This is a genomic window from Psychrobacillus psychrotolerans (genome assembly GCF_900115805.1).
GTDB lineage: Bacteria > Bacillota > Bacilli > Bacillales_A > Planococcaceae > Psychrobacillus > Psychrobacillus psychrotolerans.
Window position 1 is genome coordinate 152939 of sequence record NZ_FOXU01000002.1, and the last position, 26616, is coordinate 179554.

A 26616-nucleotide genomic window follows, 5' to 3' on the forward strand; every position below is an offset into this window, starting at 1 on the left:
TTTTTAATATGACAACACCCAGGTTTCCTAAAAGTGTAAGCATTAGAGAAGTAGGACCACGTGATGGATTACAAAATGAAAGCAAATTTATTCCAACAGATGAGAAAATACAATGGATAGATCACTTATCTAATTCAGGTTTAAATTATATAGAAGTAACTTCTTTTGTAAATCCTACTTGGATTCCTGCACTTTCGGATGCAGAGTATGTTGCAAAACATATTAAGAAAAATCCAGACGTCACTTATGCTGCCCTTGTTCCAAATACAAAAGGGTTATTCCGCGCCTTAGAGAGTGGTATTGATGAAGTCGCTGTTTTCATCTCTGCAAGTGAGACTCATAATAAGAAAAATATTAATAAAACTATTTCAGAAACAGAGATTGTCTTATCGGAAGTTGTTAAAGAAAGTATTTCCAATAAGAAAACAATTCGAGGATATATTTCCACAGTTTTCGGTTGCCCTTATGAAGGAAATATAGAAACTGATCAGGTAATACGATTAGCAGATTCCCTATTTGAAATGGGTATAAATGAATTATCATTAGGTGACACAATTGGGATTGCTAATCCCGTTCAAGTGAAGCAAGTTTTAGAGCAACTTCTTAAACGATACCCCGCAGATAGTATTGCAATGCATTTTCATAATACCCGAGGAACTGCTTTAGCAAATGCACTGGCTTCATTGGAAATGGGTATTTCTAAATTCGATAGCTCTCTGGGTGGTTTAGGTGGATGTCCTTATGCTCCAGGAGCATCAGGCAACTTGGCAACTGATGACTTAAATTATATGCTCACAAATATGGGTATTGAAACAAATATAGATCAAAAAAAACTCAACGCAGCCGCACTGTATATACAAAGTAAACTTCAAAAACCTTTAGATAGCTATAGTGTGAAATACTATGAATCTCAACATAAATAATGAAAAGAGAATAAATTGACTAATTTCTAGTACCAAGTATCAAATGGCTGATACTTGGTACTTTTTTCTTCCTTACTAATACCTGCTACACTCCCCTTAACTTTCATCATTTTTCTAGTTTATAGCAATTATATAATTACCAAACACCTTAAATTTACACGCAACTTTGCAACGACATAAATTTTATTTTTCCAGTTCTTTATATTCAATAGTTATTAGTTATTTTTTATCAGAGAATAAATTACTCCAACTACTTCTTACCTGTTTTTAAGGAGATATTCTAATTTTTACAATTTTCCCTCAAACCTGTCATTTTCTTTTGCTATAATCTATCCGAAATATAAATTTGTTTAGGAGTGGATAAAATGATAAAAAAGAGTCTTTGGAATCATGCTTGTAATAAGGTTGCCGTTTCCCTCATATTATTAGTTTCCATGTTTGTCCCATTTATAATTGCACCTAGTGTTCAAGCTGCAGAACCTATTAGCGTCTCAGAAGCAATTTCAAATAACACAGGGACCGCGACAGTTCAAGGATATATCGTGGGAACTGCTAATTCTGGAACTTCCTATGATCAGGAAGCTCCTTTTACAGTAGCTACAAATATTGGATTAGCAGATTCACCAAATGAAACAAATCCATCTAATATTTTACCGGTTCAATTACCGACTGGAGCACTTCGAACAGCACTGAATCTAAAAGATCATCCTGAAAACTTAAAAGCAGAAGTAACGGTAACTGGATCATTAGAAGCTTACTTTTCTGTTCCAGGTCTAAAAAGTCCAACTGCTTACACGATAATCTCTGATGGAGAAACTCCACCTGAATCTCCAGAAGTAGAGGTGTTGGAAAATATTGCTGCAGCTCGAGTAATTACTAACCCGGACAAATTAGTTAAAATCACCGGAACTGTCACTACTGGGATGGGGTATTGGGGCGGCAATGCCTTCTATCTTCAAGACACGTCGGCAGGTATTTATGTATTTACCTCTTCGGCAGATGTAAATCCTGGTGATGTCATTGAGCTGGAAGGTAAAGTTAGTCCATACAGTGGAGAATTACAAATTCAACCTACTAAAATATCAAAAGTTTCCTCAAGCAATGAATTACCACTAGAACAAATGATTACACCAGCGGGAGTCAATGAAGAGACTCAAGGTGAACGAGTAAATTTGAATAATGTAATAATTAATAATTTGACTAAAATCAATGACTATGGAACATTCGAATTTACTGCAACACACGAAAATGGAGAGTCTGTTGTTATTCGAAATGACAATAGAAATGGTCTTGACTACAATACGTTTGTTCAACGCTATAAAGCAGGCGATTTAGTTAATGTTTCTGGTATCGCGTCTAAATTCAATACAACTTATCAAGTAAAAACACTCGGTTTAGACAGCTTTAACTTAGTGAATAAACCTGCAGTCTACACGGATATATTCCCTGGGACAATATCAGAAGGAACTGAAATTTCTTTATTTACTCCAATCGATGGTGCAGCCATCTATTACACACTAGATGGGTCAACACCTTCTACTGAAAGCATGCTATATACTGGACCAATTACTTTATTAACGAATACGACGATTAAGGCCATAGCTGTTACCGATACAACATCAGAAGTATTTTCTTTTACATTTGATGTGTTAAAAACAAATAACCTATCAATTCGTGATATTCAGGGACTATCCCACTTCTCAAATTATGAAGGTGCAACAGTTCAAGAGATTACTGGTGTTGTAACTCATCTCTACAATTCAGCAAACTTTGTCATTCAAGATGTTAATGCCGATGATGACAATACTACATCAGAAGCATTAATCGTCAATAAGGCTTCTAATGGTTTAGCAGTTGGAGACTTAGTTACAGTAGCAGGATCCGTGGAGGAATGGTACTACGAGGGCTATTCAGATATGAAAGCAAATGATCTTCCTATTACTAGAATTCGTGCAACTTCGGCTACCAAATCTGGAACAGCAGAATTACCCGAACCTTTAGTAATTGGTGAAGATATTTTTCCTCCAACCGAAATAATTGATAATGATAGTTTAACTACGTTCGATCCATTAGAAGATGGAATAGATTTTTGGGAATCCATTGAATTGATGCGTATAGCTGTACCAGATGCAAAAGTTATTGGACCGCAAGAATATGGAGAAATACCTGTAATTGCAGGAAATTCTACGAACACACAGTTCAATGTATTAGGCGGAGTAAACATTTCTGCAAATGACTATAATCCTGAGAGAATATTAGTATTAACAGGAAATGAAAAATATGATGCTAAATCAGGTGATTATTATACTGGGGACATTGTGGGAGTGATGGGCTTCGGCTTTGGTAATTTCAAGCTTTGGGCTGAGGAGTCTACTCTACCTCCAATTACTCGAGTTGAAAAACCAAATGTAGTGACAAATATCGAACCTAACGAAGATAAATTAACTGTTGCAGCATACAATGTTGAAAACTTTTCAACAAACACTGAAAACACCCCTGATGAAAAAGTAGCGAGAATTGCCAAGTCTTTTGTGGAGAACATGAAATCACCTGATATTATCACTCTTGTAGAAGTTCAAGATAACGATGGCCCTACCGCATCTGGAAATACAGATGCCTCGGCAAGCTATCAAAGGTTAATCACAGCAATTGTAGCTGCTGGTGGACCAGCTTACGCTTGGACCGATATAGCACCGGAGTACGACCAAGATGGTGGACAACCTGGTGGGAATATTCGTGTTGGTTACTTGTACAACCCTAATCGCGTATCCCTTTCCGAAGGAGTAAAAGGAGGTTCCACTGATAAAGTAGCATGGGACGAAGCTGGAAACCTCACTTTGAATCCTGGCAGAATTCTTGACTTACCACAAAAAAATACACGTAAGCCATTAGCTGCACAATTTGAGTTCCAAGGAGAGAAAGTAGTAGTAATTGGTGCTCATTTAAATTCTAAAGGTGGAGACCAGCCATTATACGGAAAAAACCAACCTCCATTCCTTGGCTCTGAGGCAGAAAGAATTGAGTTAGCTACGATGATTAACCAATTTATCCAATCTGGTATAGAAAAGAATCCAGATTTAAATGTAATCGTTGCTGGAGATATGAATGATTTCGAATTCACCCCAACACTTGCTGCACTAAAAGGTGACATCTTAACAAATATGGTAGAAAAAGTACCTGTGGGTGAGCGTTTCTCCTATTTCTACCAAGGGAATAACCAAGTACTTGACCATGTTCTAGTTACAAATAATCTAGCAAATAAAACTGAAGTAGATATGATTCACATTAATGCTAACTATATGGACATTCATGGACGTGCTTCCGACCATGACCCAGTTCTTATTCAAGTGGATTTGAACGAGCCGGTTACTAAGACTCTTACAGCAAATAAAACAGCATTTGAATTAGAAAAAGGCAAAAAAGCTAATATTAAGCTAACTGAAACAACTGAGGGCTCAAATACAACTGAGGATGTTACACAAAAAGCTAACTATAGCGGTTTTAATAGCAAAATTATTTCCGTAAACAAAGGTGAAATTACCGCTAAGTCAAGTGGGACAACAATTATTACAGCAACGTATGGTGACAATTCAGTAACGATTAAAGTAACTGTCCATACGGCAAATAATGGAGAAACTATTATTACTGAAGATAAAGTAGATACTTCAAAAAGTATTATTACGGTGGATGGCTCTGTGATGCATAATGCTGGAGATGTTAAAATCCGTTTTACAGAAGCAGCTTCAAGCAAGATTAACGCTACAAATAAAGACGTTGTTATTAATCTTATGAATGGGACATTCTCGATAACTGCAAAGAACTTTGATGTACTTGCAGCAAGTGGGCAATTTACTTTGCACTTGGATTACCATGTACCACCAGGGTTACTAAAGGAAAAAAATAATCATAAAGTTAAGGACGACTTGAAACTTAAAGATATGAATTTCCTTGATAGCAGTAACCAAAAAATCACAAAAGGATTTACTGATTATTTTATCATCACTACTGAAGGGAAAAAAGGAACTAAGGAAGCCGCTTACTACGACCAAAAGTCTAAAAAGTGGAAGTTCAAAAAGATTAAGTAGATATTAAATAACGAGGGTCATAACAAACGTTATGACCCTCGTTTTCTTTTTCAAATTATATAAGGTTTGATAGTCTTTTTACACCACCATTTTTGTATTCCTACTTATTAATACGCATGAATTCTATAACTTTAGTATCGATATAACCTCTTTCTTGCACTCGTTCATCAAAATTTTCAATTAGGTGATAAGAATGAATAGCATCCAATAAGTCATCCATTTCCGTAAGATCCCTGTCTAAAAAACCATTTTCATATAACATATTTTGAATCTCATTTGCTAACATTCCTTCAATAGCCACAATATCCTCTGGAACTGTTTCTGTAAAATATAGTTGATGTAGCTTTAAGAGCCTTGCTAATTCTTTCACGGGATCAGCATGATCATCCACTCGAAGATCGATATACCGGTCCGTGTAGCCTCCATAACTACCATTTTCTTTTACTATTAACAAAGCAGCAGACTGTTTACCTCTTTTATCTCCTCCTGCACTTTCTCCAGCTTGTAATGCAGCTAATAGGCGTTCCGCAAAAGCTCCCTCATGTTGGAGGAAAACTGTCTTCATCGCCTGAACTGTATCTTCATTGACCAATATGTTCCCTTGAATTGCAAAGTGTGTTCCTGCAAATCCTCCTGCCCATTCAATACAATCTTCTCCAGTATATATGGCACTACGACCACTTGCATCCACTATACCAACTTGTCTAGCGCCTGACTTTTCATCATTCGCTACCAACTCTTTTAGAACTTCTTCCGGTGACATGCCATCTTGTAGCATGTCCAAGCCATCGATGCCATAATCTAAATTAGCCCAAGACTGGGTCGCAATTGCTCCTACACCCGCTTTTGCAAATGGGACAACTGCTCCCACACACAAAAACTTGGAAGCAACGGCAACTCCTAATTCTTTTGTTTGCGGATCGAAGCCAACAATGGAAAATGTCATTTGCATACCCCTTTTCACTCAATCTATTTATATTTTAACTTTTTATTCTGACAATTAAAAGAGATCCCATTATATGAATGAGATCTTCTATTTTCACTGTCATTATTCTTTTACATATTTTCCATGGCGCGGCAATGCTATCGAGTCAAAATCCGTGACTAGCAAGTGTAAATTGCTAGTAAGTAAATCTCCCTTCATAGGTAAACCATGTCCAGTTATTGCTACTTTAGGTTTTAAGTTCGAAAGCTTGATTACCGATTCCCTAGCTTTTTCCCAGTCAGGCGTGAGATATCTTGGAGGACCACTTATTTCCTGTTCCTGCGTGAACACCTTATACAAATACTCTTGTTTCACTGTAACAAATGCATCTCCCACTATTAATACCCCGTCTTTCTCTCTAAATAAGGAGATGTGACCCGGGGTATGACCTGGCGTATGAATCCATTGAAAATCATCCATAAAAGGAACTGTTCCATCTGCTGGAAGCACTTCAACATGGTCTCCTAGATTTATAGCATCCACAGGGAATAGGAAAGACATTTTGGCTACAGATCCTCCTTCTACTGTTGGATCAGGTTTTGGATAGCTTTCTTTACCTGTTAAAAAAGGTAATTCTAGTTCATGAGCATAGACAGGGACATTCCACTTATTTACTAATTCAACTATTGCCCCAACATGATCAAAATGTCCATGGGTTAAGATAATTGCTTTTGGCTTTTTGTTAACACCATATCGTTCTTCTACTGCAGAAATAATTTCATCCGATGAGTAAGGCATACCTGCATCTACTAATACAAAGTCCTCAGAATTAGGTTCGCCAACTAAACAAATATTAACGATTTGAATGGTATGGCAATAAATGTCCGGTAATATCTCGATTCCTATACCACTTCCTACCGAAGTTGCTGGTATATATTTGTAATCGTCACCGTATGATATTGAATTGTCCAAGTAATTCACCCTTTCCTTAACTGCCATTAGCATTTCACCGGAATAGCTTATTTATACTTTTAGCCAGCTCTTTAAACTGAATACCTAACTAATCTTAAAAAATCTTGTTCTCCAACTATTTCAATTGGAAGTCCTTGTTGAATCATCCCTTCTACCTTTTGCATTTTGGTGCTTTTTATACCCTGTAAGTATTTGGCTAAGTCATTATCTCCCACTACTAAGTAATTTGTTTGATGATCCACCGCCCCTTTACAAACTGCTCCACAATTCACTGCAAGTTGTGCTGCTTTCGTTCTGGTCATAGAGTGCATTCTTCCGGTGAAAACAATTTGCGCTTCGTAAAATGGATGCTTAGAATTTAGTTCTGCATCTTCCGATTCTAAAAACTCGATTGTCATGTCTGCTTTATTTTTGCGTTGGGCCGGTTGCTTTTTAGCTTGAATGGATGACTTTATCGTCACATTATGTAGTTTGGCCAGTTGTTTCACTGTACTTGTCTGAGTTCTCTGCAGGGCTTCTAATGTAATAATAGCAGCAGCGCGAGCATCCTCTAAAGCATCGTGATGTCTCAAACTAATACCCAAATAATTCGATACAGTCGATAGCTTATGATTGTATAATTGCGGCCACACTTTTTTGGCAATTCGAAAAGAACATCCATATTCAAAATGTGGAGATGGTTCATGGAATTGACGCAAACATTCTTGTAAAACACCCATATCAAAACTTGCATTGTGTGCAATAATAACTTGACCTTCAATAAGATCTTTCATGTTCGGCCAAAATTCCTCAAAGGTTGGTGCTCCATGCACCATATGTTCAGTAATTCCATGAATTTTTGTATTATAATAATGGAATTCACTTAACGGATTTATTAAGGATTGTATTTCTCTATATATTTTCCCGTTCTTTACTTGTACGATTCCTACTGAACATACACTAGAACGAAGATTATTGGCTGTTTCAAAATCGATAGCTATAAAGTCCATTTACTTCACCTCATTTAGTTAGATCGTCTCTCATTATCTCATAATAGAATACAAAGAAGAACCTCTCCAATTAGAGAGGCTCTATCCGTTATCTTAAAATTAATACAGTCTATTAGTTGGAGGGATATCATCTAGTTTCTTTTGAAATTCCAACTTTTCTTCGTGTTGATCATGAGAAAGTCTTTCCTCTTCTTCCTCTTCCACTAATTCACTCCCATAAGCCGCTGGACCTAGATTCGGATCTGCTCCTGGTGAGTGAGCACCGTATGATTTTTCTTCGATTGTAATGCTCTCGTCAATAGTCGGACGAGACTCTCTTACTTCTTTATCTTCCTGCATAGAGTGACCAATATGATTTTCTTCTCTTGCTAAGTATGGGTCAGTGGCAAAAGTTTCTCCACGTGCAAAGCGGTCCTGTGGTTCATCAAAGCGCCCATCAGTTTCGTTTACAAAATCATTGTTAGAAGGTGTAAAACCTTGCTCTTTAGCATATTCACTAATCGGCTCTTCGTTTTCCATGAAACGGTTTTGTACAACATCTGTACCTACTGTATCTGTATACTCTTGCTCAAATTCATTCTCATGAGTACCGTATACCATTGGTTCATCATTATGTGTTAAAACATCTGTGTAGAGAACAATACTTCCTCTTGCCACTTCTTCAGCATATTTTGTTCTTTCTTCTTCACTTAGATCTAATTTACGTAAACCTTCCGCTACTGCATCTTCTCCAGTAAACCAAGATTTGAACTTATCCATAAATGTTCCAGCCTCATGTGTAGAAACTTCTGAGTGACGACTAAGTGTATTTAAATGAGCATTTTCAGTTGAAATTACATGTATATCGCTTTCTGCATAACCTTGATTTTGTAGGGCTTCCAATTTATCATACATTTCTTCTTCGGTACGAGCAATTTCAATTCGTCTATTCGATTCAATGTTCATGGTGTTGCCTCCTCAAAATTTATTGTGTTATTCTTTCCTTACCCTTCTTAAGTTATAACTTAAACACAATGCAGCTAATGTTAATCGATTTGTAATGTAACAGTAATTATTCAAGTACATAAAGTTATTGATAGAAGTGATAAATATTATAGGAAAAACCGAGCAAAATATGAGGCCCTTGTACGTCAAAACCTGTTTATATCGTTTTCAAAGAGCGTTGGACAGCCGTATTGCTATAAGATTACCCGTTTGATTTTTAAAGAGGCTAGTCATGACTAGCCTCTTTTTCTCGGTATTTTTATGGCTTTTAACTGCCCATCTTCCTTATACAACTTAAAAACAGGTTAGTTCGTTTTTGGATAACTAGAAAAAAGAAAATCTCCTATTTCTGTAGAAGCTCACGAAGATGCAATTTCTTTCGCTCGTTCGCTTCTTTATTTAGGTATGACTTACTATTTCTCTTTAACTCCACTGGATTATAGCGAATCCTTTTTCTTCCTCCCTCTTTGCAGAATAGTATCGCTAATTAAAAAGACAATCTTATCGTGCAGTAGTACTCACTTAATTGATTGTAGTGAAATAGGCGACATCGATGGGAACAACGCGAGCTGAAAGCACCGCAGGAGCATATGTTTTTGTAGTGACGAGGAGATTGAAGCCGTGCCCACGGAGACTTGGTCACAAAGGCATTGCCACAAGACGTGGCGCTCTAAGCCTTTGTTCTCCACATGTAGAGGAAATCAGTAGTATTATTCATTCTTAAATGTTCTGCAAATCCAGTGTTCATGCTGTTTTTTTTATATACTTTCTAATCTTGTCAAAAAAAGCCTTGAGGAACGATATTCATCGTCGCTCAAGGCTTTTAAATTCTATTTTATATCGCTAAACTCTTGTGTATCTCCATCAGAGAATTCTATTTCTAGCTCAAACTCTTTATAATCCTCTACTCCAAATGCTTTAGTAACCTTTTCAATCACTTCTTCTTTGCTCATATCTTTTGTTAGTGCAAGTTCTTTAAAGATTGGCTCTAACTCTGCATAAGCCTCGTCACCAGAAAGTTTTTTTGACTCTATTTGGTTTGTATACTCCGCTTCTGTTTCGGAGACATCAATATCAAAAGAAGCATCAACGGCATCCTTCTGATCTACCGTGTCTATATCTAAATCAAATGACTGAAAACCAAATTCACTTTGAGCGGTCTCTTTGTCAGGTGCTTCACTAACTTCTTCCTTGTCCCCACAAGCCCCTAATATTAATACAGATGACATAATTACACTACCAAGTAATGAATATTTTTTTACTTTCATTTTAAGCACTCCTTCATTTTCGTATGAAATTGGTTTCTATTTAGAGTTATCTCCATTTTCCTAAGAAATAAACTACTCACGAGTAATTATCCAGGAAAACGTTCCTCACTGGCCGATGTTGATTTAGTATTTCGTTTATTTTTTTCATCTTTTACCTTTTCATTCAACTCTTCTACCGGTATAGGATCCACTGTTTTCATATCTTCATCTGTATCGAATATACTTTCTTTTTCGGTATTTAATAGATCCGGATTATCCATAATACGTCCGGAAATATCTTGTTTCTCTTTATCTGTTGGATGCTTTTTCGTCATTTCTTCCACTCCTCTTTAATGTGTTTTAAATTGTTTATCCTTATTTTCAATTACTAAACATCTTACCTTGTTTGTTTAACTTCAAAAAATATGGGAAAACAATTTATAACAAAATAATTTGAGGAGGAAACGAACTTATGAATAAAAACAAAATGGCAATCACCGCTTTAGGTCTTGGAGCTGCATTTTTGATGAGAAATAAAGGATCACGGGACAAAATAGCAAAACAATTCGAAAGTTTTACGAATACTCCTATTCGAGGAACCAAAACAAATCAAACAACTAGTAACTCTTCCAAAGACAAGGGTATTTTAGGTGGACTATTTAGTTAGACCTTTAATAGAAATCTTACGTTCGCTACAATTAAATTTGATGCTGAAAGCCGACCTTCCAATAGAAAGTCGGCTTTCAATTTGTCCTTCTTTTGCAAATTCCACACATAGCTGTTGTGCACTAAGATTGTATAACTTCATAAACAATAAAAAGAGTAGACATTTTCTCTGTACCCCTATATCGTGTTCTATAATTTAAATCGATTTACTACTTCTTGTAATTCCTCAACGATCGTATTCATATGAGTAATAGAGTTTCCTACTCTCTCTAACTCCGTTTGTTGATCATTTGCAGATGCACTTACTTGTTCCGCTGAGGCTGCAGTTTCCTCAGATACAGCCGATATATTTTGTATTGCCATAATCACATTATTTTTGTTTTCTAACATACTACTGATTTCTTCTACTAATTGCTTGATCCCTAACTCAATCTCTGCAGTTAATACTTTATTATTATTAAATGCTTTTTCGGTACTACGTACTGATTGATTTTGTGCTTGCATCATCTTCGCATTTTCAGAAATAATTGAAACGGTTTGCTTAGATTCTAGCATAATTCCTTGCACAATCTGATTAATCACTTCTGTTTCTCGCTTAGATTGCTCTGCAAGTTTTCTAACTTCCTCTGCAACTACTGCAAACCCCTTTCCATGTTCACCGGCACGAGCCGCTTCAATACTTGCATTTAAAGCAAGTAGATTCGTTTGCTCCGTTAAACCTTGAATAGATCCAATCACTTGGTTGATATTGCTAATATTCGAGACCAATGTTTCGATTTGAGATTGCACCTTACTATTAATTTCATTTGTCTGTGCATTCTGTTCTCCTAGTCTGACCACTTCTTTTATACCATTTTCGGTTGATACTTTATTTTTCAAAGATAATTCATCCATTTGAGAGGAAATCATTTTTAATGATTCTATTTTATCTGAAAGCTGTATCATCAGATCATTTGTTTCTTCTGTATCTTCTGATTGCATAGCAGCTCCTTCTGCAATTTCATTAGTAGCTAAAGTAATTTCATCACTAGAAGCTACTACTTCATCAAACACCTCATGTACATTATTAGAAGTTTTATATAAAAGTGTAGAGGAATCTAATACCGTGTGTATCGCATCGTTCGTTTTAACTAACATATTATTATAAGCCGATGCAACAGCTCCTATTTCATCTGGTTTAATATATACACTGTCTACTTTTTTTGTTAAATCCCCAACTGCAGCCAGTTCGATAGACTCTCGTAGAAATTTCAATGGTCTTAACTGTCTAAAGATAAACCAAACGGACACTGCCGCCATCAATACGACCATAATAATGGCACCTATTATATTAACAAGCAATATTTCAGTGAAGGTTTCTAGTATTTTAGACTTTGGTAAAACCAATTGAACAGACCAAATTTCATCTGCACCTTCTAAGAGCATTGGAGCAAAAGCGTTAAAAGCTTCTTCCTTTAATGATTTTGAGTCTACATACAAACTTCCTTCATGTTCACTAACGATATTCTTCTTTACTCCTGACCAATCTATTGCATCTTGCATATTAGACCAATTCATCTTGTCATTAATACTATTTACTATTAATGTACCTTCATCTGTAATAATACCTGCATAACCACCTGGTGGAGCAATCGTTGCCACTACCTCTTCTAAGAATTCGATTGTTATGTCTGCTGTTATCACACCAAAGAAAGTACCCTCCTTTGTTAGTAAAGGCATGGCTATAGTAGTCATCGGGACCGATTTTCCTGCTGTTTCGTACATATATGGCTCTGATAAGATAGCACGTTTTTCATTTTTAGGAACAGTGTACCAAGCTGCATCTTTGTCTTCATAATTCATAAGTTTCTCCGTCACAATAGATGTTCCACTTCTAAATAAATAGGGAATAAATCGATTTGAACTATCCATGAGATCAGCTTGGTATGTCTCGCCTTTGGCAACTCCGCTCTCTAATAGTAATGAAACACCAAAAACATTATCATTACTTTCTAAATTTGTTTGTAGAATTTGTACTAATTCTTCTCCCTCAAGTCGGTTGTTTCTTTCTGATAGTTCTATTAAATTTTTCGTATTATATAACATTTCATTTATTTCTTGAAAACGATCACCTATTAAAGAGGCCGCAAGTTTAGCATCTACTAAAGTCGAACTTTCCGCATCTTTTATACTTTGGTTATATAGAATCGTACTTGTAACTGTTGAATAAATTAGGAATAACACTAAAAAAAGTCCAACTATTATAACGGACAATTTTTTCGAAATACTTTTCACTTCTTCATCTCTCCTTGTTAATTTATATATTAAGTCGTAAGTAGCATACCTTTAAAACGAACCAAAAGACCCAATATTAAATATAGCACAAGAGACCTATAAAAATTAATAATCAGAATTTCCTGAGAATGTTAAAAGATCACCGCTTATTAAAATTCAATAGACGGTGACCTTTTATTTTTAAACTATTTTGCTTGATAATACGCTGTTAAATCATTATAGTACTTGTTTAAAGAAGAGGTGGAAACATCAAAAGCCTCTGCAATCTCTTTAATCGTCATATCAAACGGTTCAAATAACCCATTTTCCTGACCAAATCGAATGGCTCCAGCAGCAATCGCTACTTCTTTACGTGCATTTGGCTGTTGCTCCACTAAATAGTCCTCAACTATTTCAATAAAGTTACCATACTCTCGATTATTTTTCTCTAAGAAATCGATTGCAACCTGTAATACTCCCACTTCAAAGTTTGTATACTCTCCGCCTTCATAGCCATTTTGTCCAAGTAGTTTCCACAGAGTTGCTCCCAGTTCCTTTAAAAAGGCCGAGGCAGAAAGTTTTTCTTGTTTTTCAAATTGTTTTTCTACACTATCAAAAACGTTCTGGTGATCGACAGGGAAGAAAACTAAGCTAGAAATAGCTAAATAATGATTTTCTTCGGCAGAGCTATCCGGCAAGATGAAGCAGTACACATGAACTCCAACAGGCACCGGCTTATCACTTTCTCGTCTAAGTTGAATGCTTTCTTTTGTGAGTATGTGTGAAACCGTCATATAGTGCTCTTTTACTTCAATCACTTTCCCTACAAAAACCTGCGGCTCGTTCCACTGGTTTAATACACTTAGTGTAGAAGGTCGTACCATTATTTTCTTCTGCTTTTTAAGATAATCTAACCATATTTCCTGCTTGTAATGGAAAAAGAACTCGTCCATTACAATAGCTTCAATCATTTCTAAGTCTAAATAATCACCTATTACTTTGCTCCAAGCACTCACAAGATCCGCATAATCTTCCATATCCTTACGTTCTGGATAGTGATCATAAAAGGATTGTAATATTCTTTCCAATTCCTCTGTTTGTACCTCTTCTATAGAATCATTCTGCTTCGACTCGCAGCACTTTTTATATTTTTTTCCACTACCACATGGACAAGGATCATTTCGACCTACCATATATAACACTTCCTTCTCTTTTGGTAAGTGCTTATTTTAACATGAAATCAAGCAAAATTTAAGGTTTAGTCTAAAATAGATAGGAAAACAAATAACATTTTTATAAATATTTCAAAAAATATCTAGCAAATCTGTGTGTAACTAAGATTTCCTCCGCAAAATAGGGTATACTTAACATAGGAGTCTGTAAATGTCGAGGAGGTATGGAATATGTCAGTTGCTAGTGAAGCGTCTCAAGTGAACTTAGATTTTCTTATTAACGATTTAGGTCTCAAGCAAGTGTCGAATACAGCATTGTTCCGTAAAGGGAATATTTTAGTTCTATCACCATCTGTTCAAAACAAATCGAATACGTTTGAGTTAGGTGAATCCCTAATGAAAAAGTTCAATCCTGAAACAGACGAGGGATACTTATTAATCCGTATAAAAGAAAAGTTTTTGATGGCTAAGTTGCACCCGTTTCAACGTAAAATGATGACAAAGGATACGGAAAAGAGTACAAAAAGTAAACCGTCTTTTTGGAAATTTAATGTAATAGAGTCCATCATTCCGCGTATAGAAAATAGCGGTGATCGTGAGTTAACTTATAAAATTCAAGCCCCAACGAAGCAACAACTAACTACCTTTTTCAATAAAAAGTAAAAAAACTCAAGTACTTGGAGAATTCAGTCCATGTACTTGAGTTTTTTGTTTTGCTATCGAGCTTACGATACTTTTTCGTGTATAACTAACAACGTTTTTTAATGAAGTTCTTTCTGTATACTAAACTAATATTTTTCCAACTCCCGTGTAAATCGTTTGAAATTAGCCATATTAAGTTAGATCGAACAAATGGAGAGGAGTTTTTACATGGGAAGAGACGATAAAAAAGGTAGAAGTAACAACAAAGATTCATTACCTCAAACGCCTAAAAACCTTAAAATCAAACCAAACGAAATTCAAGAAGAATTTGCCAAGGAATTTGAAGAACTAAATAAAACTGCTCCGAAGGTCAAAAGAAAATAAGCACCAGGAAACCCACTTCTATAGGTGGGTTTCCTAGTGCTTTTATTTGAAAATACTAAAACTTCAAGGTTTCTTTTACATATTGCTTCACTTGCTCGGAAGTTTGCATAGATAGTGCCTTTTCCGTTATCTGTTTCATCTCTAGCTGTGTAAGCTGATTGATCTGATTTCTTGCTTTTAGCATGGAAGGAGCACTCATGGAGAACTCATCTAACCCTAAACCAATCAATAATGGAATGGCAATTGTATCTCCTGCCATTTCACCACACATACCTGTCCACTTTCCTTGAGCATGCGAAGCATCGATTACCATTTTAACTAAACGTAAAATAGCTGGATGATAAGGTTGGTATAAATAAGCAACAGACTCGTTCATTCGGTCTGCAGCCATTGTATATTGGATTAAATCATTGGTTCCGATACTGAAAAAGTCCACTTCTTTAGCAAATTGATCTGCTAATATGGCAGTCGAAGGTATTTCTACCATAATACCAATTTCTATTTGCTCTGATACAAGTGTACCTTCCTGTTGAAGCTGTTCTTTCTCTTCTAGTAATAATTTTTTTGCTTCTCTAAACTCTTCTAGAGTCGCAATCATTGGAAACATTATTTTAAGATTACCAAAGGTACTTGCCCGTAATAATGCACGTAGTTGAGTTCTAAAAATTGTTTGTTCCTCTAAGCACAGTCGAATTGCTCGGAAGCCAAGGAATGGATTCATCTCTTCTGGAAGATTTAAATATGGAAGTTGCTTGTCTCCTCCAATATCTAATGTTCGAACAACAACGGGCTTATCACCCATTTTTTCAAGCACTTGCTTATATGCTTGGAATTGTTCTTCCTCTGTTGGTAAAGTATCTCGTTCCATATACAAAAACTCGGTACGATATAGCCCTACTCCTTCACCACCGTTTTCAAGGACGCTTTCGACGTCTTTGGGAGTTCCGATGTTTGCAGCAACTTCCACTTGTATACCATCTAATGTGATAGTTTTCTTATTCTTTAGCAAGGAGAGTTGCTTCTTCTCTGCTTCTTGTTCATTTCTTTTTTCTACATAGCTCTCTACAACATCGGTAGGAGGATTTATAAGGACTTCCCCATTATCTCCGTCCACAACGATTAAATCACCTTGTTTAATTGCAGATGTAGCGTTTTTTGTACCAACAACGGCAGGAATCTCTAATGACCGAGCCATAATGGCTGAGTGAGAAGTGCGACCTCCCATGTCAGTTGTAAATCCTTTAGCAAATGCTCTATTCAGTTGAGCAGTATCTGAAGGTGCCAAATCTTTGGAAATGATAATAACTTCTTCATCTATTAATCCAATATTCGGGACCTCAACCTCTAATAACCTTGCAATTACTCGTTTCGTTACATCCCGTATATCCGCTGCTCGCTCACGCATATATTCGTTATCCAGCTGTTCAAACATGACAATTAATGTATCTGCCGTTTCTTGTAAAGCAGTTTCTGCATTTACTGCTTCGTCATTTACTTTACTTTCTACTGCACCTAGTAACTCTGGGTCACTTAGTACAAGTAAATGCGCATCAAAAATTGCGGCGTTTTCTGTCCCTAAGTCAACCTCAGCACGGTCACGTATCTTTTGAAGCTCTAATTTGGCAGCATTTACAGCCTCATGAAATCGAGTAATTTCTTCTTCTTTATTCGTTACTGTACTTTTTGTCACCGTTAAATCTGGTTCTGTCATCAGGAATGCTTTTCCAATGGCTATACCACTGGATGCAGCAATTCCTTTTAATATTTCTGTCATGATTAAATAATCCCTTCAGTTTTTAGAAAGCTTTCAATTGCTTCTAGTGCTTCTTGTTGATCAGTACCTTCTGCAAATATAGAAATACTTCCGCCTTGACCAACACCAAGTGACATAACGCCAAGAATCGATTTAAGGTTAACCTTTTTCCCTTTATACTCCATAAATACATCTGAAACAAATTTTGAAGCTGTTTGAACAAGTCCTGTTGCTGGTCTTGCATGAATTCCTGATTCTGCCACTACTGTATACGTATGATTTGTCATAATAATCTTCTCCCTTTAATTGTTTTATTTTTTGCTTTTCTTTATTGCAATTTCTTCATATTGCTTTTGAATCTTTTCAAATAAACCTGTACCTGGTTCAATACCTGTCGTTCTTTCAATCGTAAACTGTAATCCTTTTTGTTCAATCATCAATTGTATTTCGTTTGCTTCTGGATCTTCTTTAAAGTCATAGTGTAAAGCTGCTGCTATTCCTCTAGTTAAGTATAAAGGATTCTCACTAAACATTTCTACATATTTGGTCGCAGGACGGACAAGTCGATCATTTTTTTTAAGTTTACGCATCGGTGAGCGTCCTACTCTTGTAGTATCATCTGAAATATATGGATTAGCAAAACGATTTATGATTTTTTGTACGTAGTCAGCATGTATTTTTTCATCAAACGAGTAAGTTGCAGTCAGATATCGACCAGTCTCCTTTAGTACTTGCTCAACCATTTCTCTAATTTCACTATTTTCAAGAGCTTCATGCATGTTACGAATCCCTGCCAAATAACCAAAATAGGCAACAACTGCGTGACCTGTATTAACAGTAAACAATTTACGTTCTATAAAAGGTTCTAAATCTTGAACAAATGTTACTCCATGTATTGGGGGAGTAGCTCCTTTAATCTCAGACTCATCTACAACCCACTCGTAAAACGGTTCCACTGTTACTGCTAATTTATCAATATTAGTCTGGTTGGGGACAATTCGATCTACCGCTGCATTTGGAAAGCTATAATACATGTCAAATTGAGTTTTCTCCTCATTCGTCAGCTCTTCGTATATCTTTTCTTTTAAAAAGGCACTTCCACCAATCATATTTTCGCATGCAATAATCGTTAGTGGCTTTTTCGATTGTTCTAGACGTTTTTTCAATCCAGTAGCTAATAATCCCGCGATTAGGGGAAGTATATTTGGTCCTACTGCAGCGGTAATAACATCTGCATTTGCTACCTCGTCTACGACAAGTTCTGGATCCTTTAAACTGTTAATCGCATATACATTTTCAACGGTTAACTCTTTCCCAGATGCCTCCGCAAGCTTTACAGTATACTGTTTCTTCTCATTCAATAAATTAACGATTTCTGCATTTACATCTACAAAACATGTTTTATATCCCGATTGGTGCAATAATAAACCGATAAATCCTCTACCAATATTACCTGCTCCAAAATGAACAGCATTCATATTAGTTCACTCCTTCAAAAAAGGACAAAATATCGTTAGGTGAAGTTGCTTTAACTATCTTCTCTACATTCTCTTCTTCTGATACAGTAATTGCAATATTAGATAGTATATCCAAGTGATCATTGCCTTTACCAGCAATACCAAAAATCAATTTCACAATATTACCATCTCCAAAATCTACTCCATTTGGAACTTGAATAATAGTAATGCCGGTTTCCTTCACTTCTTTTTTTGCATCATCAGTACCATGTGGAATTGCTACGAAATTGCCCATAAAAGTGGAGGTCATTTCTTCTCTTTCTAACATTTTTTCTATATAACCAGACTCCACATAACCTTTGTCTACTAACATTTGACCCGCTAGTCGGATTGCTTCTTCCTTAGTAGCTATTTGTTGATTAAGTAAAATATTTTCTGCTGATAAAATTGGTAATGTCATTGTATTACGCCTCCATTAGTTTATATTTTCTTTAATAAATACTTCAAATTCTTCTGCTAAAAATGAATGAATTTGAGCTTCTTCCCCTGTTTCAAACAAGTGGATATTTTGTTCATTCTGAATGATTAAAGTACTGATCAAACTTAGAACCTCTAACCCTGCTGTGAGAAATGATTTAGGTGCTAATAATACAAGTAGTGTGTCCACTTCTACATCACTACCATCCATGCCTTTTATACAAATAACGTGGTCAAGTTTGTGAATAGTGAACGATGGCTTTTGTACGTTCTCATGGCGCGTATGATAGAGTGCAAGTTTAGTTCCTGGAATCCCAATACCACCATTTTTTTCTCTCTCGAGTAAAGCTTCTACTACTATTTCTGTTTCTGTAATGACTTGTCTAGACTCCAAGTTCTCACATATCTGCTGCATGTATTGCTTTACGGTAGTTTGGTCTTTTAGCAAAGTAAGTTGAAAATTAGTTAATACGTTTAACATTACACCTGAGTATTCGTGTACCTTTGCTATTTTTTCTGTTAGTACATCTGCATTTGGATTACTTTCTTTTGCGAGTGGAGAAGGTTTTTGTATGAGCATTTTCCTTCTTGCATATAGCTGGACTTGGTTAATCTCTTCTGTTGTTAAAAAAGGGTTAACCATAATATACTCCCTTTGAAAATCCTGCAAGTAGATGGTGGAAACGATAAGATCCCTATCCGTTATAGTAGTGGCAAGCTTGTTTAGGTCAAATACAGAAATATTAGCTACCTCTGAAATTTCTTGAATTTCTCGAAGTAATCGTGAAGCTAGTAATTTAGAGGTTCCAATTCCACTAGAACAAATAATATATGCCTTTAGGTCTCCCTTTCCTAATACCCCAATTAAGGCAGATCCAAAATGCATTACTAAGTATCCAATTTCTTCGTTTGGAACTTGGAGCTTTGGAAAAACTTTACGAGTAGCCGTTTTTACTTGCTCAAACAAATCCTTATAATTCGTTTGTATTTCATCTAGTAAGGGATTAGCTATGCCCATATTTTGCTCTATACGATAGATTGCAGGCTTTAAATGAGTAACGAGACCTTCCAGAAGGGAAGCATTGTCAGATAAAGAAAAGCTAGTTTGCTTTTCCACCTCCCTGACCAAACTCTTAGCCTGTCTATATAACTCTAAATTGGAAGACTCCACTAAAACCCCTTCTTGTTGACGAAGTTTGGAGCCTTGAAGATGCATTGTTATATAGCCTACTTCTGCTTCTGGGATATCCACTTGGAAACGGTCCATTAACATACTGATAATTTTTTGGGCTATAGGATATTCTGGCTCAAGCGAAATCTGCTTTAAATACGCTTCATCGATCGTAATGTTTTCTCCTTGCAAAATACGTTCAATAGCGAGTGCAAGGTGAACGATTAACGCAACATACGCACTATCTGTCATCGACAAAGAGAAGTCTGGATAAAGGTCCTTCATCGCCTCTTCAATCATCCCTAACTTTTCTCGGTCGACAAGGTGCATTAGTCTTTCAGAAATTGGATCTTCATACTTGCTTGATTTTTGATGAATCTTTTCTTTTATTAATGAAAATAATCCCTCTTCCTTCAAGGTTTTCGAAAGTGCATAACTAATTGCTCTACGTTTTGCCTTTTCCGTTCCTGATAGTTCAACTCCATATCCTCTTTTCTTCAAGATTGAAAGTTGAATAGGCTGTAATTGTTCCTCTAGTTTCATCAGATCGGCACTGACTGTTGAAATGGAAACGCCCAAATCTTTTGAGAGTGAATAGAGCTTTACAGGCTCAGTTGATTCATACAAAATACATAGGATTAATGTCAGTCTTTCCTCCAGTGTATATTCTCTTTGTGTGAACTTTTTAAGCTGTTGAACCAATTCATGCTTTCTTTGTTCATCCCCTATAATCTGTACACCGACTCCTGATTTTCTAACTAGTTCAAGTTGATAGGAGTCTAAAATAGTTTGGATATTATTTAAATCTCGTTGAATAGTTCGAGAACTCACATCTATTCTTTTAGATAATTCTTTAATCGTTATTTCTTCCTTTTCTATTATCAAAGCTTCCATAATCATCTTTTCTCTGCTCGAAATAAATATTGTCAACACCTCATTCCTAACGATCCAAATCATTGGCAAAACTCAGCCTATGAAATAGGCCGAGTCTCGGATGTGTCTCTATTTTAACAAGAAAGTATATGCATTACTTAGAATCTGTTTAGGACTCTAGCACTTTCGCTTTTCTTATTTTAGTTGTTCAATTAGTTCATCATATTTTGGACTATTTAAGAAATTTTCTACAGAAATATGGTATGCATTTGGCACTTGATCTTTTGCACGACTCGTCAAATCCTTATGCGTAATAACTACTTTTGCATCTGCTGGAAGGTTGCTAATAGCAGTATTTGTTACCGATACATCAAGTCCCTCTTTTTTCATTTTATTTCTTAAGATAGATGCTCCCATTGCACTGGAGCCCATTCCCGCATCACACGCAAATATAATATGTTTTACATTTGCAAGGGAAGTTTCTTGCATAGAGTCAACTGTTGTCGTTGGTTTTATAAATTCTGCTGCTCTACTTTCTGACCCTTTTAGTGAAGAAGTTTTTTCTGTTGCTTTAACTAAATCTTCCTCCGCTATATCTTTAGACGTTTTAAGAATAAGAGATGCGATTAGGAAGGATACGGCAGTTGCGACTACTACGGCTAATATAACTCCTATATGACTTCCTTTTGGAGTTAACGCTAATATAGAGAATATACTTCCTGGTGAAGGTGCTGCCACTAGACCTGCATTGAATAATTGCAGTGTAAAGATACCAGAAGCTCCACCGGCAATAGCTGCTACAAGTAGGAATGGCTTCATCAAAATATAAGGGAAGTAAATTTCATGAATTCCACCTAGGAAGTGAATAATTACTGCTCCAGGTGCAGTTTGTTTCGCTGCTCCTTTTCCAAAGAACATGAAAGCAAGTAAAATTCCAAGACCAGGTCCTGGATTTGACTCCAATAAGAATAGAATTGACTTACCTGCATCTGCAGCCTGCTCAATTCCTAAAGGACCTAATATCCCATGATTAATTGCATTATTTAAGAATAATACTTTGGCTGGTTCTATGAAAATACTTGCAAGTGGTAAGAGACCTGCATCAAATATGAATTGAACTCCAGCTGCAAGAAAATCTGTTAATGCATTAACTGCTGGCCCTATCAATTTGTATGCAACTAATGTTAGGAATCCACCAATAATACCTGCTGAAAAGTTATTTACGAGCATTTCAAAACCAGCTTTTATTTTACCCTCTACTAGTTTATCAAACTGCTTGATAACCCAACCACCTAGTGGACCAACTATCATCGCACCAAGGAACATTGGGATTTCTGCTCCAACGATTACTCCCATCGTTACAGTTGCACCAACTACACCACCTCGAATACCGTGAACGAGACGACCACCCGTAAACCCAATTAAGATTGGTAATAAGTAATTGATCATAGGACCGACTAGCTCTGCAAAATCTTCACGAGGCCACCATCCTGTTGGTATAAATAATGCTGTTATAAGACCCCATGCGATGAATGCGCCGATATTCGGCATAATCATCCCACTTAAAAAACTACCAAAACGCTGGACTTTAACCTTGAATCCTGTCTGTTCTGTGTTCATTTTAGCAATCCTCCCCTTGATTTTATTAAAGTTTCTTGTTGTCTCTCATATTAAAGCGTTTACATTTAATATTCAATAAAATGAAAACGCTATCATGTCGTCTTTAATGATGCCAAAATCGAAGTTGATTGGTTGTCATATTATCTAAAACCACTGATTTCTCTAAAGACTGTTTTGTTTTTCCTATATTAAAACCTAAACTACCTTGAATTGAAACTATTTTGTTGAACGGACGTATTATAAACGAGGTGATAGTAATGATAGATTCAAAGGATTGGTTACAATCTGAGCTTTTAAGAATAGAGGCCTGGGAAAAGGATCAAGGCGATTTATGGTTTTGGGAAAAAATTGGACGATTACCTTTTAAAATAATGGACAAGTGGACTCCAAAATTTATACAAACAAAAATGGGTACTTTACTTGATGAGCTTGGCCAATATATCCAAACGGGCGGCAGTTATTTGAGTTCAACTTCCAAGATCAAGTCCTATTATCCAAATATGGGTATTGATAGCGTTGAGGACGTAAACAGATTGCCTGTTTCAACAATGGACAAGGCTGTAAAAGGTATAACAAAAAACAGAAAAAATATAGCTGCCATTCAAGGTGCTGGAACAGGTATTGGAGGTATTTTTACATTGTCACTTGATATTCCTTTCCTGTTAGGTTTACAACTAAAAACATTGCAGGATATTGCCATTTGTTATGGCTATGACCCGAATGATAAGAAGGAACGGTTGTTCATTATTAAATCACTTCAATTTATTTCTTCCGACATTGTTGGCAAACAAGTTATCTTGGCTCAGCTTTCTAAGTTTGATAGTCAAGACGAAGAAACAAAACGGGAGGTTTTATCGGAGGTGCAAGGCTGGCGTGAGGTTGTATTATCCTATAGAGATCAATTCGGATGGAAAAAAATGTTTCAGATGATTCCAATTGCTGGCTTAGTTTTTGGAGCATTTATTAATCGTTCCGCGATAAATGATATAGGTGAAGCTGGAATGATGCTTTATCGAAAACGAAGAATTGTGGAAAGATTAAACAAAGATAATACTAGCAACTTATTAAGCTAAACTTTTGTTACTACTATTTTACCCATCAGTTTAAATCGCATAAAAAGAGACCTTTTTTAACATCAAAAAGGTCTCCGTGAAAATAAAGAGGAACATTAAAGTTCGATAACTTGAGGTTCTTCTCCTCTTGTATTCATTAATCGCATTTGGGTAGGTGTAACTTTTAAGATTAAAAGGTCCGGATCCTCTGGGCCTTCGAACCAGCCTTTAAGAGCTTTGTTCCACACTTTTTCTTTCATCGCTTCATCATCTGATTCGATAACCGTTCCTTCAATTTCTAAAAAGCTATCTCCTAATCCATGCCCATCATAACCTAACAAGATATGCGTATTCGGGTTTTGCTGTAGTTCCTCTGCTTTATGTGTTTTTTTACTTGTTGCTGCATAGAGAGTGAATTCCTCGTTAAAAAATGTCATGTAACGAGAATGTGGTTTGTTGTGTTGAACTGTTGCCATTGTACCAATCATATTTTTATCTAAGATTTTTAGTGCTTCCTCTTTTGCGTTCTTTGCCATGAATATCCTCTCCTTCAGTGTATTCTCTGTTCTATTATTCCTTTGACTGATGGAATTAAACATTCACCCCGAAATTACCTACCACATTTTCAAAAATTGATTGGCACGGCTTCTGCCCTTTTCCAGTAACTCGTTTTTCATATCTTCGCTCAGATCAAACTGTGTTGCTTTATAATCCTCTACCGGAATAAATATTATGTTTTTCTCAATTTTTCTGGAGATATATCTTTCATCATGGGCATTTTTCATAGTAGAAAATAATGCTTCAAATAAGTTTAAGCCGTTTGTTATTTTATGAGGTTCCATCTCTTCTGAATTACTACTAAGTTTTAAGCCCAAAATCGGTCTCTCTTTGTTTCCATTATCAAAAATCCACATAGGAAAATTACTTAATACACCACCGTCCACAATTATCGTATCAGTCGACGTCACTTTTAATTTGACGGGTTCAAAGAAAAATGGAATTCCACAGCTCATGCGTAGGGCCCGTGCTATTGGAAAACTAGCTGCTGATATCCCGTAACTCTCTAAATCATCAGGAAGTACCATTATTTTGCCGTTCGTAAGATCAGAGGCAACTAACTTCAGCGAACCTGCCTCAATATCAGAAAAAGTATATACTCCCTTTAAAGCCAGCTTTTCTAAAAACCAGTTTTCAAGCGCTTTCCCTTGATATAATCCCAGTCTCCAGTAGAGATTTATCCACTTCATGAAGGGAATTGGTAGAATAGTTTTTCGAGGATCTAAAAGGGTTAATGTGTCTAGTTCACTTAATAACTCTTCTATTTCTTTGCTTGTAAAACCAGCAGCAATAAAACAAGCAAGGATAGCACCTGCACTCGTACCGGCTACTCGCTTAAATTGATATCCTTTTTCTTCTATTACTTGGTAAGCACCAACTAGTGCATATCCCTTTAATCCACCTCCTGAAAAAACACCATCTATTAACAATGAACGTCCTCCTTTTTCTACCCATTGTTACAATGTAAGAAAAAAAGGAGAGAATTAGAACCTCCGAGCATTTTATGGCGAAAGTAGGTGTTGAAACTTCAAAAAAAAGCCCATTCCAAAACAATAACTGTCTTGTAAATGGGTATGTTGATTAGTAATATGTTATTTATTCTCTTGCTTGTTATTAGCTTGATCTTTGATTTCATTGTTTTTCTTTTTCTGTCTATTATTATTTTGTACGTATACCTCTAAATCATCTGGACTGACGTCATAACCGAAACCATATTCTTCTCGGTCTAATGAATTACTCTTGTTGTTTTTATTATTTTTCTTCGTCATGAAATTTCACCTCCATGAAAATAACTTGTGTAAGTTAGGAGGTTTTATTCATTTATTCGGTCAGCTTAACTTGTAGGGATTGAAATGCTTTCTGTACTTTATCTTTTGGGATGGAGTTGTATTGATCTCCGACACTAACCTCGAAACTAACGCTTGATTGGTTTTCTTCTCTGAGATAGCTAGTCAACCCTATACCTGTTTCATAGTAAACCTCTTTAAATATTGCCTCTACTTGTTCTTTTGATCTAGTAATGTGAACATGAAACATATTAGATTGGGGAACAGCTGGTTTAGTTTGTATGAAAGGGCATGAGTTAAATAGTCTTGCTAACTCTTTTGCATTTTCATAATACTGCTCCATTTTTGATATTCTCTGATCAAAATAGTGATTTGCACTTATAATGTACGGATATAAACTTATTAAGTCTCCACCATGTCGTCGTTTCCAGACTTTCGATTGTTGGGTAAACTCCTGATTTCCAGCAAGGATAGCTCCAGCTATTCCTCCAATTCCTTTATAAAATGAAATATATACACTATCAAAAAGTCCACAAACCTCTGCCGCAGATTTCTGATAGTACGGGAGGATTTCAAAAAGTCTTGCTCCATCTAAATGCAATCGAATTCCCTTTGCTTGGCAATACTCGGAGATTTCAACAATGGTTTGGTAGTCAGGAAGCTGACCCCCAATCTCTCGTTGGGGAAGTTCTAATAATAGACAAGCTATTTCTTGATCTAAATTTAGAACATCTTCTAATTCCATTAAGCCAGATTCATCACCTAATAATAATGTATCAATATGATGCATTTCCTTTAGTCCATCTGCTTCATGAATTTCTAAATGACTTAGTGGATGGTATGCTACTCTCTTAATACCCTTTTCATCGCACCAAATTCGTAGAGCTACTTGTTGAGCCATTGTGCCACTTGGGAAGAATACGGCTGACTCTTTCCCTAAATATGTAGCCATTTTCTTTTGAAACATCTCAATAATTTCACCATTTCCGTACATATCACTGTCTTGTTGGTCATCTATGTGTTCAAAGGCTTCTTTTAGAATTTGTATATTTCTTCTTCCATTTCCGGCTATTTGATACTGCGTTTGCTTAAATGCTTCCACTAACGACATGCTTTCAGTCATATTT

The 26616-nt window shown here is 36.1% G+C and carries 24 protein-coding genes; 6 read left to right on the top strand and 18 right to left on the bottom strand.

From position 1 onward, the window contains the following. Nucleotides 1-8 precede the first annotated feature (8 nt). Both BM260_RS05865 and BM260_RS05870 read left to right on the top strand, forming a co-directional pair. On the top strand, nucleotides 9-923 hold the full coding sequence (locus BM260_RS05865; protein WP_093536043.1) for a hydroxymethylglutaryl-CoA lyase: 915 nt from the start codon (nucleotides 9-11) through the stop codon (nucleotides 921-923). Nucleotides 924-1288: 365 nt separating this feature from the next. After that, complete coding sequence (locus BM260_RS05870) at nucleotides 1289-5008, top strand: DUF6359 domain-containing protein (RefSeq protein WP_093536046.1); 3720 nt, start codon at nucleotides 1289-1291, stop codon at nucleotides 5006-5008. A 100-nt stretch (nucleotides 5009-5108) separates the two neighbouring features. Here the strand turns inward: BM260_RS05870 and BM260_RS05875 are convergent, their stop codons facing one another. The 6 genes from BM260_RS05875 to BM260_RS05900 form a co-directional block, all read right to left on the bottom strand. Next, nucleotides 5109-5954, bottom strand: a complete 846-nt coding sequence (locus BM260_RS05875; protein ID WP_093536048.1) for a DUF1028 domain-containing protein — start codon at nucleotides 5952-5954, stop codon at nucleotides 5109-5111. A 102-nt stretch (nucleotides 5955-6056) separates the two neighbouring features. Next, entirely contained in the window at nucleotides 6057-6905 is an 849-nt protein-coding gene (locus BM260_RS05880) for an MBL fold metallo-hydrolase (protein WP_093536718.1), read from the bottom strand. 71 nt (nucleotides 6906-6976) lie between these two features. Then, a complete protein-coding gene (locus BM260_RS05885) occupies nucleotides 6977-7894 on the bottom strand; it encodes an exonuclease domain-containing protein (protein WP_093536050.1) in 918 nt (305 codons plus the stop codon). A 99-nt stretch (nucleotides 7895-7993) separates the two neighbouring features. Next, nucleotides 7994-8839, bottom strand: coding sequence for a general stress protein (locus BM260_RS05890; RefSeq protein WP_093536052.1), 846 nt, complete (start codon nucleotides 8837-8839; stop codon nucleotides 7994-7996). A gap of 869 nt (nucleotides 8840-9708) precedes the next feature. Further along, nucleotides 9709-10146 carry a YusW family protein gene (locus BM260_RS05895; RefSeq protein WP_093536054.1) on the bottom strand — a complete coding sequence of 146 codons (438 nt, stop codon included), beginning with the start codon at nucleotides 10144-10146 and terminating at the stop codon, nucleotides 9709-9711. Nucleotides 10147-10232: 86 nt separating this feature from the next. Then, the gene (locus tag BM260_RS05900) at nucleotides 10233-10460 is read right to left on the bottom strand and encodes a hypothetical protein (protein WP_093536056.1); all 228 of its coding nucleotides are present in this window, start codon (nucleotides 10458-10460) and stop codon (nucleotides 10233-10235) included. A gap of 137 nt (nucleotides 10461-10597) precedes the next feature. Between BM260_RS05900 and BM260_RS05905 the strand changes: the two genes are divergently transcribed. Next, nucleotides 10598-10792, top strand: a complete 195-nt coding sequence (locus BM260_RS05905; protein WP_093536058.1) for a hypothetical protein — start codon at nucleotides 10598-10600, stop codon at nucleotides 10790-10792. Between the two features lie 188 nt (nucleotides 10793-10980). On the opposite strand, the gene BM260_RS05910 is transcribed toward BM260_RS05905, so the two are convergent. After that, entirely contained in the window at nucleotides 10981-13065 is a 2085-nt protein-coding gene (locus BM260_RS05910) for a methyl-accepting chemotaxis protein (RefSeq protein ID WP_245762644.1), read from the bottom strand. A 185-nt stretch (nucleotides 13066-13250) separates the two neighbouring features. Then, the gene (locus tag BM260_RS05915) at nucleotides 13251-14237 is read right to left on the bottom strand and encodes an SEC-C domain-containing protein (protein WP_093536062.1); all 987 of its coding nucleotides are present in this window, start codon (nucleotides 14235-14237) and stop codon (nucleotides 13251-13253) included. A gap of 210 nt (nucleotides 14238-14447) precedes the next feature. Between BM260_RS05915 and BM260_RS05920 the strand changes: the two genes are divergently transcribed. Next, nucleotides 14448-14879, top strand: a complete 432-nt coding sequence (locus BM260_RS05920; RefSeq protein WP_093536064.1) for a hypothetical protein — start codon at nucleotides 14448-14450, stop codon at nucleotides 14877-14879. Between the two features lie 207 nt (nucleotides 14880-15086). After that, nucleotides 15087-15242 (top strand): YfhD family protein, encoded by a 156-nt coding sequence (locus BM260_RS18175; RefSeq protein WP_139219902.1) that lies wholly within the window; start codon nucleotides 15087-15089, stop codon nucleotides 15240-15242. Between the two features lie 55 nt (nucleotides 15243-15297). Here BM260_RS18175 and ptsP read toward each other — a convergent pair whose 3' ends face one another. The 6 genes from ptsP to BM260_RS05950 form a co-directional block, all read right to left on the bottom strand. After that, a complete protein-coding gene (gene ptsP, locus BM260_RS05925; protein ID WP_093536066.1) occupies nucleotides 15298-17016 on the bottom strand; it encodes a phosphoenolpyruvate--protein phosphotransferase in 1719 nt (572 codons plus the stop codon). A 2-nt stretch (nucleotides 17017-17018) separates the two neighbouring features. Beyond that, the gene (locus BM260_RS05930) at nucleotides 17019-17282 is read right to left on the bottom strand and encodes a phosphocarrier protein HPr (protein WP_093536068.1); all 264 of its coding nucleotides are present in this window, start codon (nucleotides 17280-17282) and stop codon (nucleotides 17019-17021) included. A 24-nt stretch (nucleotides 17283-17306) separates the two neighbouring features. Beyond that, nucleotides 17307-18473, bottom strand: coding sequence for a mannitol-1-phosphate 5-dehydrogenase (locus BM260_RS05935; RefSeq protein WP_093536070.1), 1167 nt, complete (start codon nucleotides 18471-18473; stop codon nucleotides 17307-17309). Between the two features lies 1 nt (nucleotide 18474). Further along, nucleotides 18475-18912 carry a PTS sugar transporter subunit IIA gene (locus tag BM260_RS05940; protein WP_093536072.1) on the bottom strand — a complete coding sequence of 146 codons (438 nt, stop codon included), beginning with the start codon at nucleotides 18910-18912 and terminating at the stop codon, nucleotides 18475-18477. 15 nt (nucleotides 18913-18927) lie between these two features. Further along, a complete protein-coding gene (locus BM260_RS05945; RefSeq protein ID WP_245762645.1) occupies nucleotides 18928-21030 on the bottom strand; it encodes a BglG family transcription antiterminator in 2103 nt (700 codons plus the stop codon). Between the two features lie 138 nt (nucleotides 21031-21168). Next, the gene (locus BM260_RS05950) at nucleotides 21169-22593 is read right to left on the bottom strand and encodes a PTS mannitol transporter subunit IICB (protein ID WP_093536074.1); all 1425 of its coding nucleotides are present in this window, start codon (nucleotides 22591-22593) and stop codon (nucleotides 21169-21171) included. 257 nt (nucleotides 22594-22850) lie between these two features. Here BM260_RS05950 and BM260_RS05955 point away from each other — a divergent pair, with 257 nt between their 5' ends. Continuing rightward, entirely contained in the window at nucleotides 22851-23666 is an 816-nt protein-coding gene (locus BM260_RS05955; RefSeq protein WP_093536076.1) for an EcsC family protein, read from the top strand. A 95-nt stretch (nucleotides 23667-23761) separates the two neighbouring features. Here BM260_RS05955 and BM260_RS05960 read toward each other — a convergent pair whose 3' ends face one another. From BM260_RS05960 to BM260_RS05970, 4 genes are all read right to left on the bottom strand, one after another. Beyond that, on the bottom strand, nucleotides 23762-24181 hold the full coding sequence (locus BM260_RS05960) for a pyridoxamine 5'-phosphate oxidase family protein (RefSeq protein WP_093536078.1): 420 nt from the start codon (nucleotides 24179-24181) through the stop codon (nucleotides 23762-23764). A gap of 78 nt (nucleotides 24182-24259) precedes the next feature. Beyond that, a complete protein-coding gene (locus BM260_RS05965) occupies nucleotides 24260-25132 on the bottom strand; it encodes a patatin-like phospholipase family protein (RefSeq protein ID WP_093536080.1) in 873 nt (290 codons plus the stop codon). 162 nt (nucleotides 25133-25294) lie between these two features. After that, a complete protein-coding gene (locus BM260_RS18375; RefSeq protein WP_175496212.1) occupies nucleotides 25295-25471 on the bottom strand; it encodes a hypothetical protein in 177 nt (58 codons plus the stop codon). Nucleotides 25472-25523: 52 nt separating this feature from the next. Next, nucleotides 25524-26612: a threonine aldolase family protein gene (locus tag BM260_RS05970; protein WP_093536082.1), complete on the bottom strand. Its 1089-nt coding sequence runs from the start codon at nucleotides 26610-26612 to the stop codon at nucleotides 25524-25526. Between the last annotated feature and the right edge of the window lie 4 nt (nucleotides 26613-26616).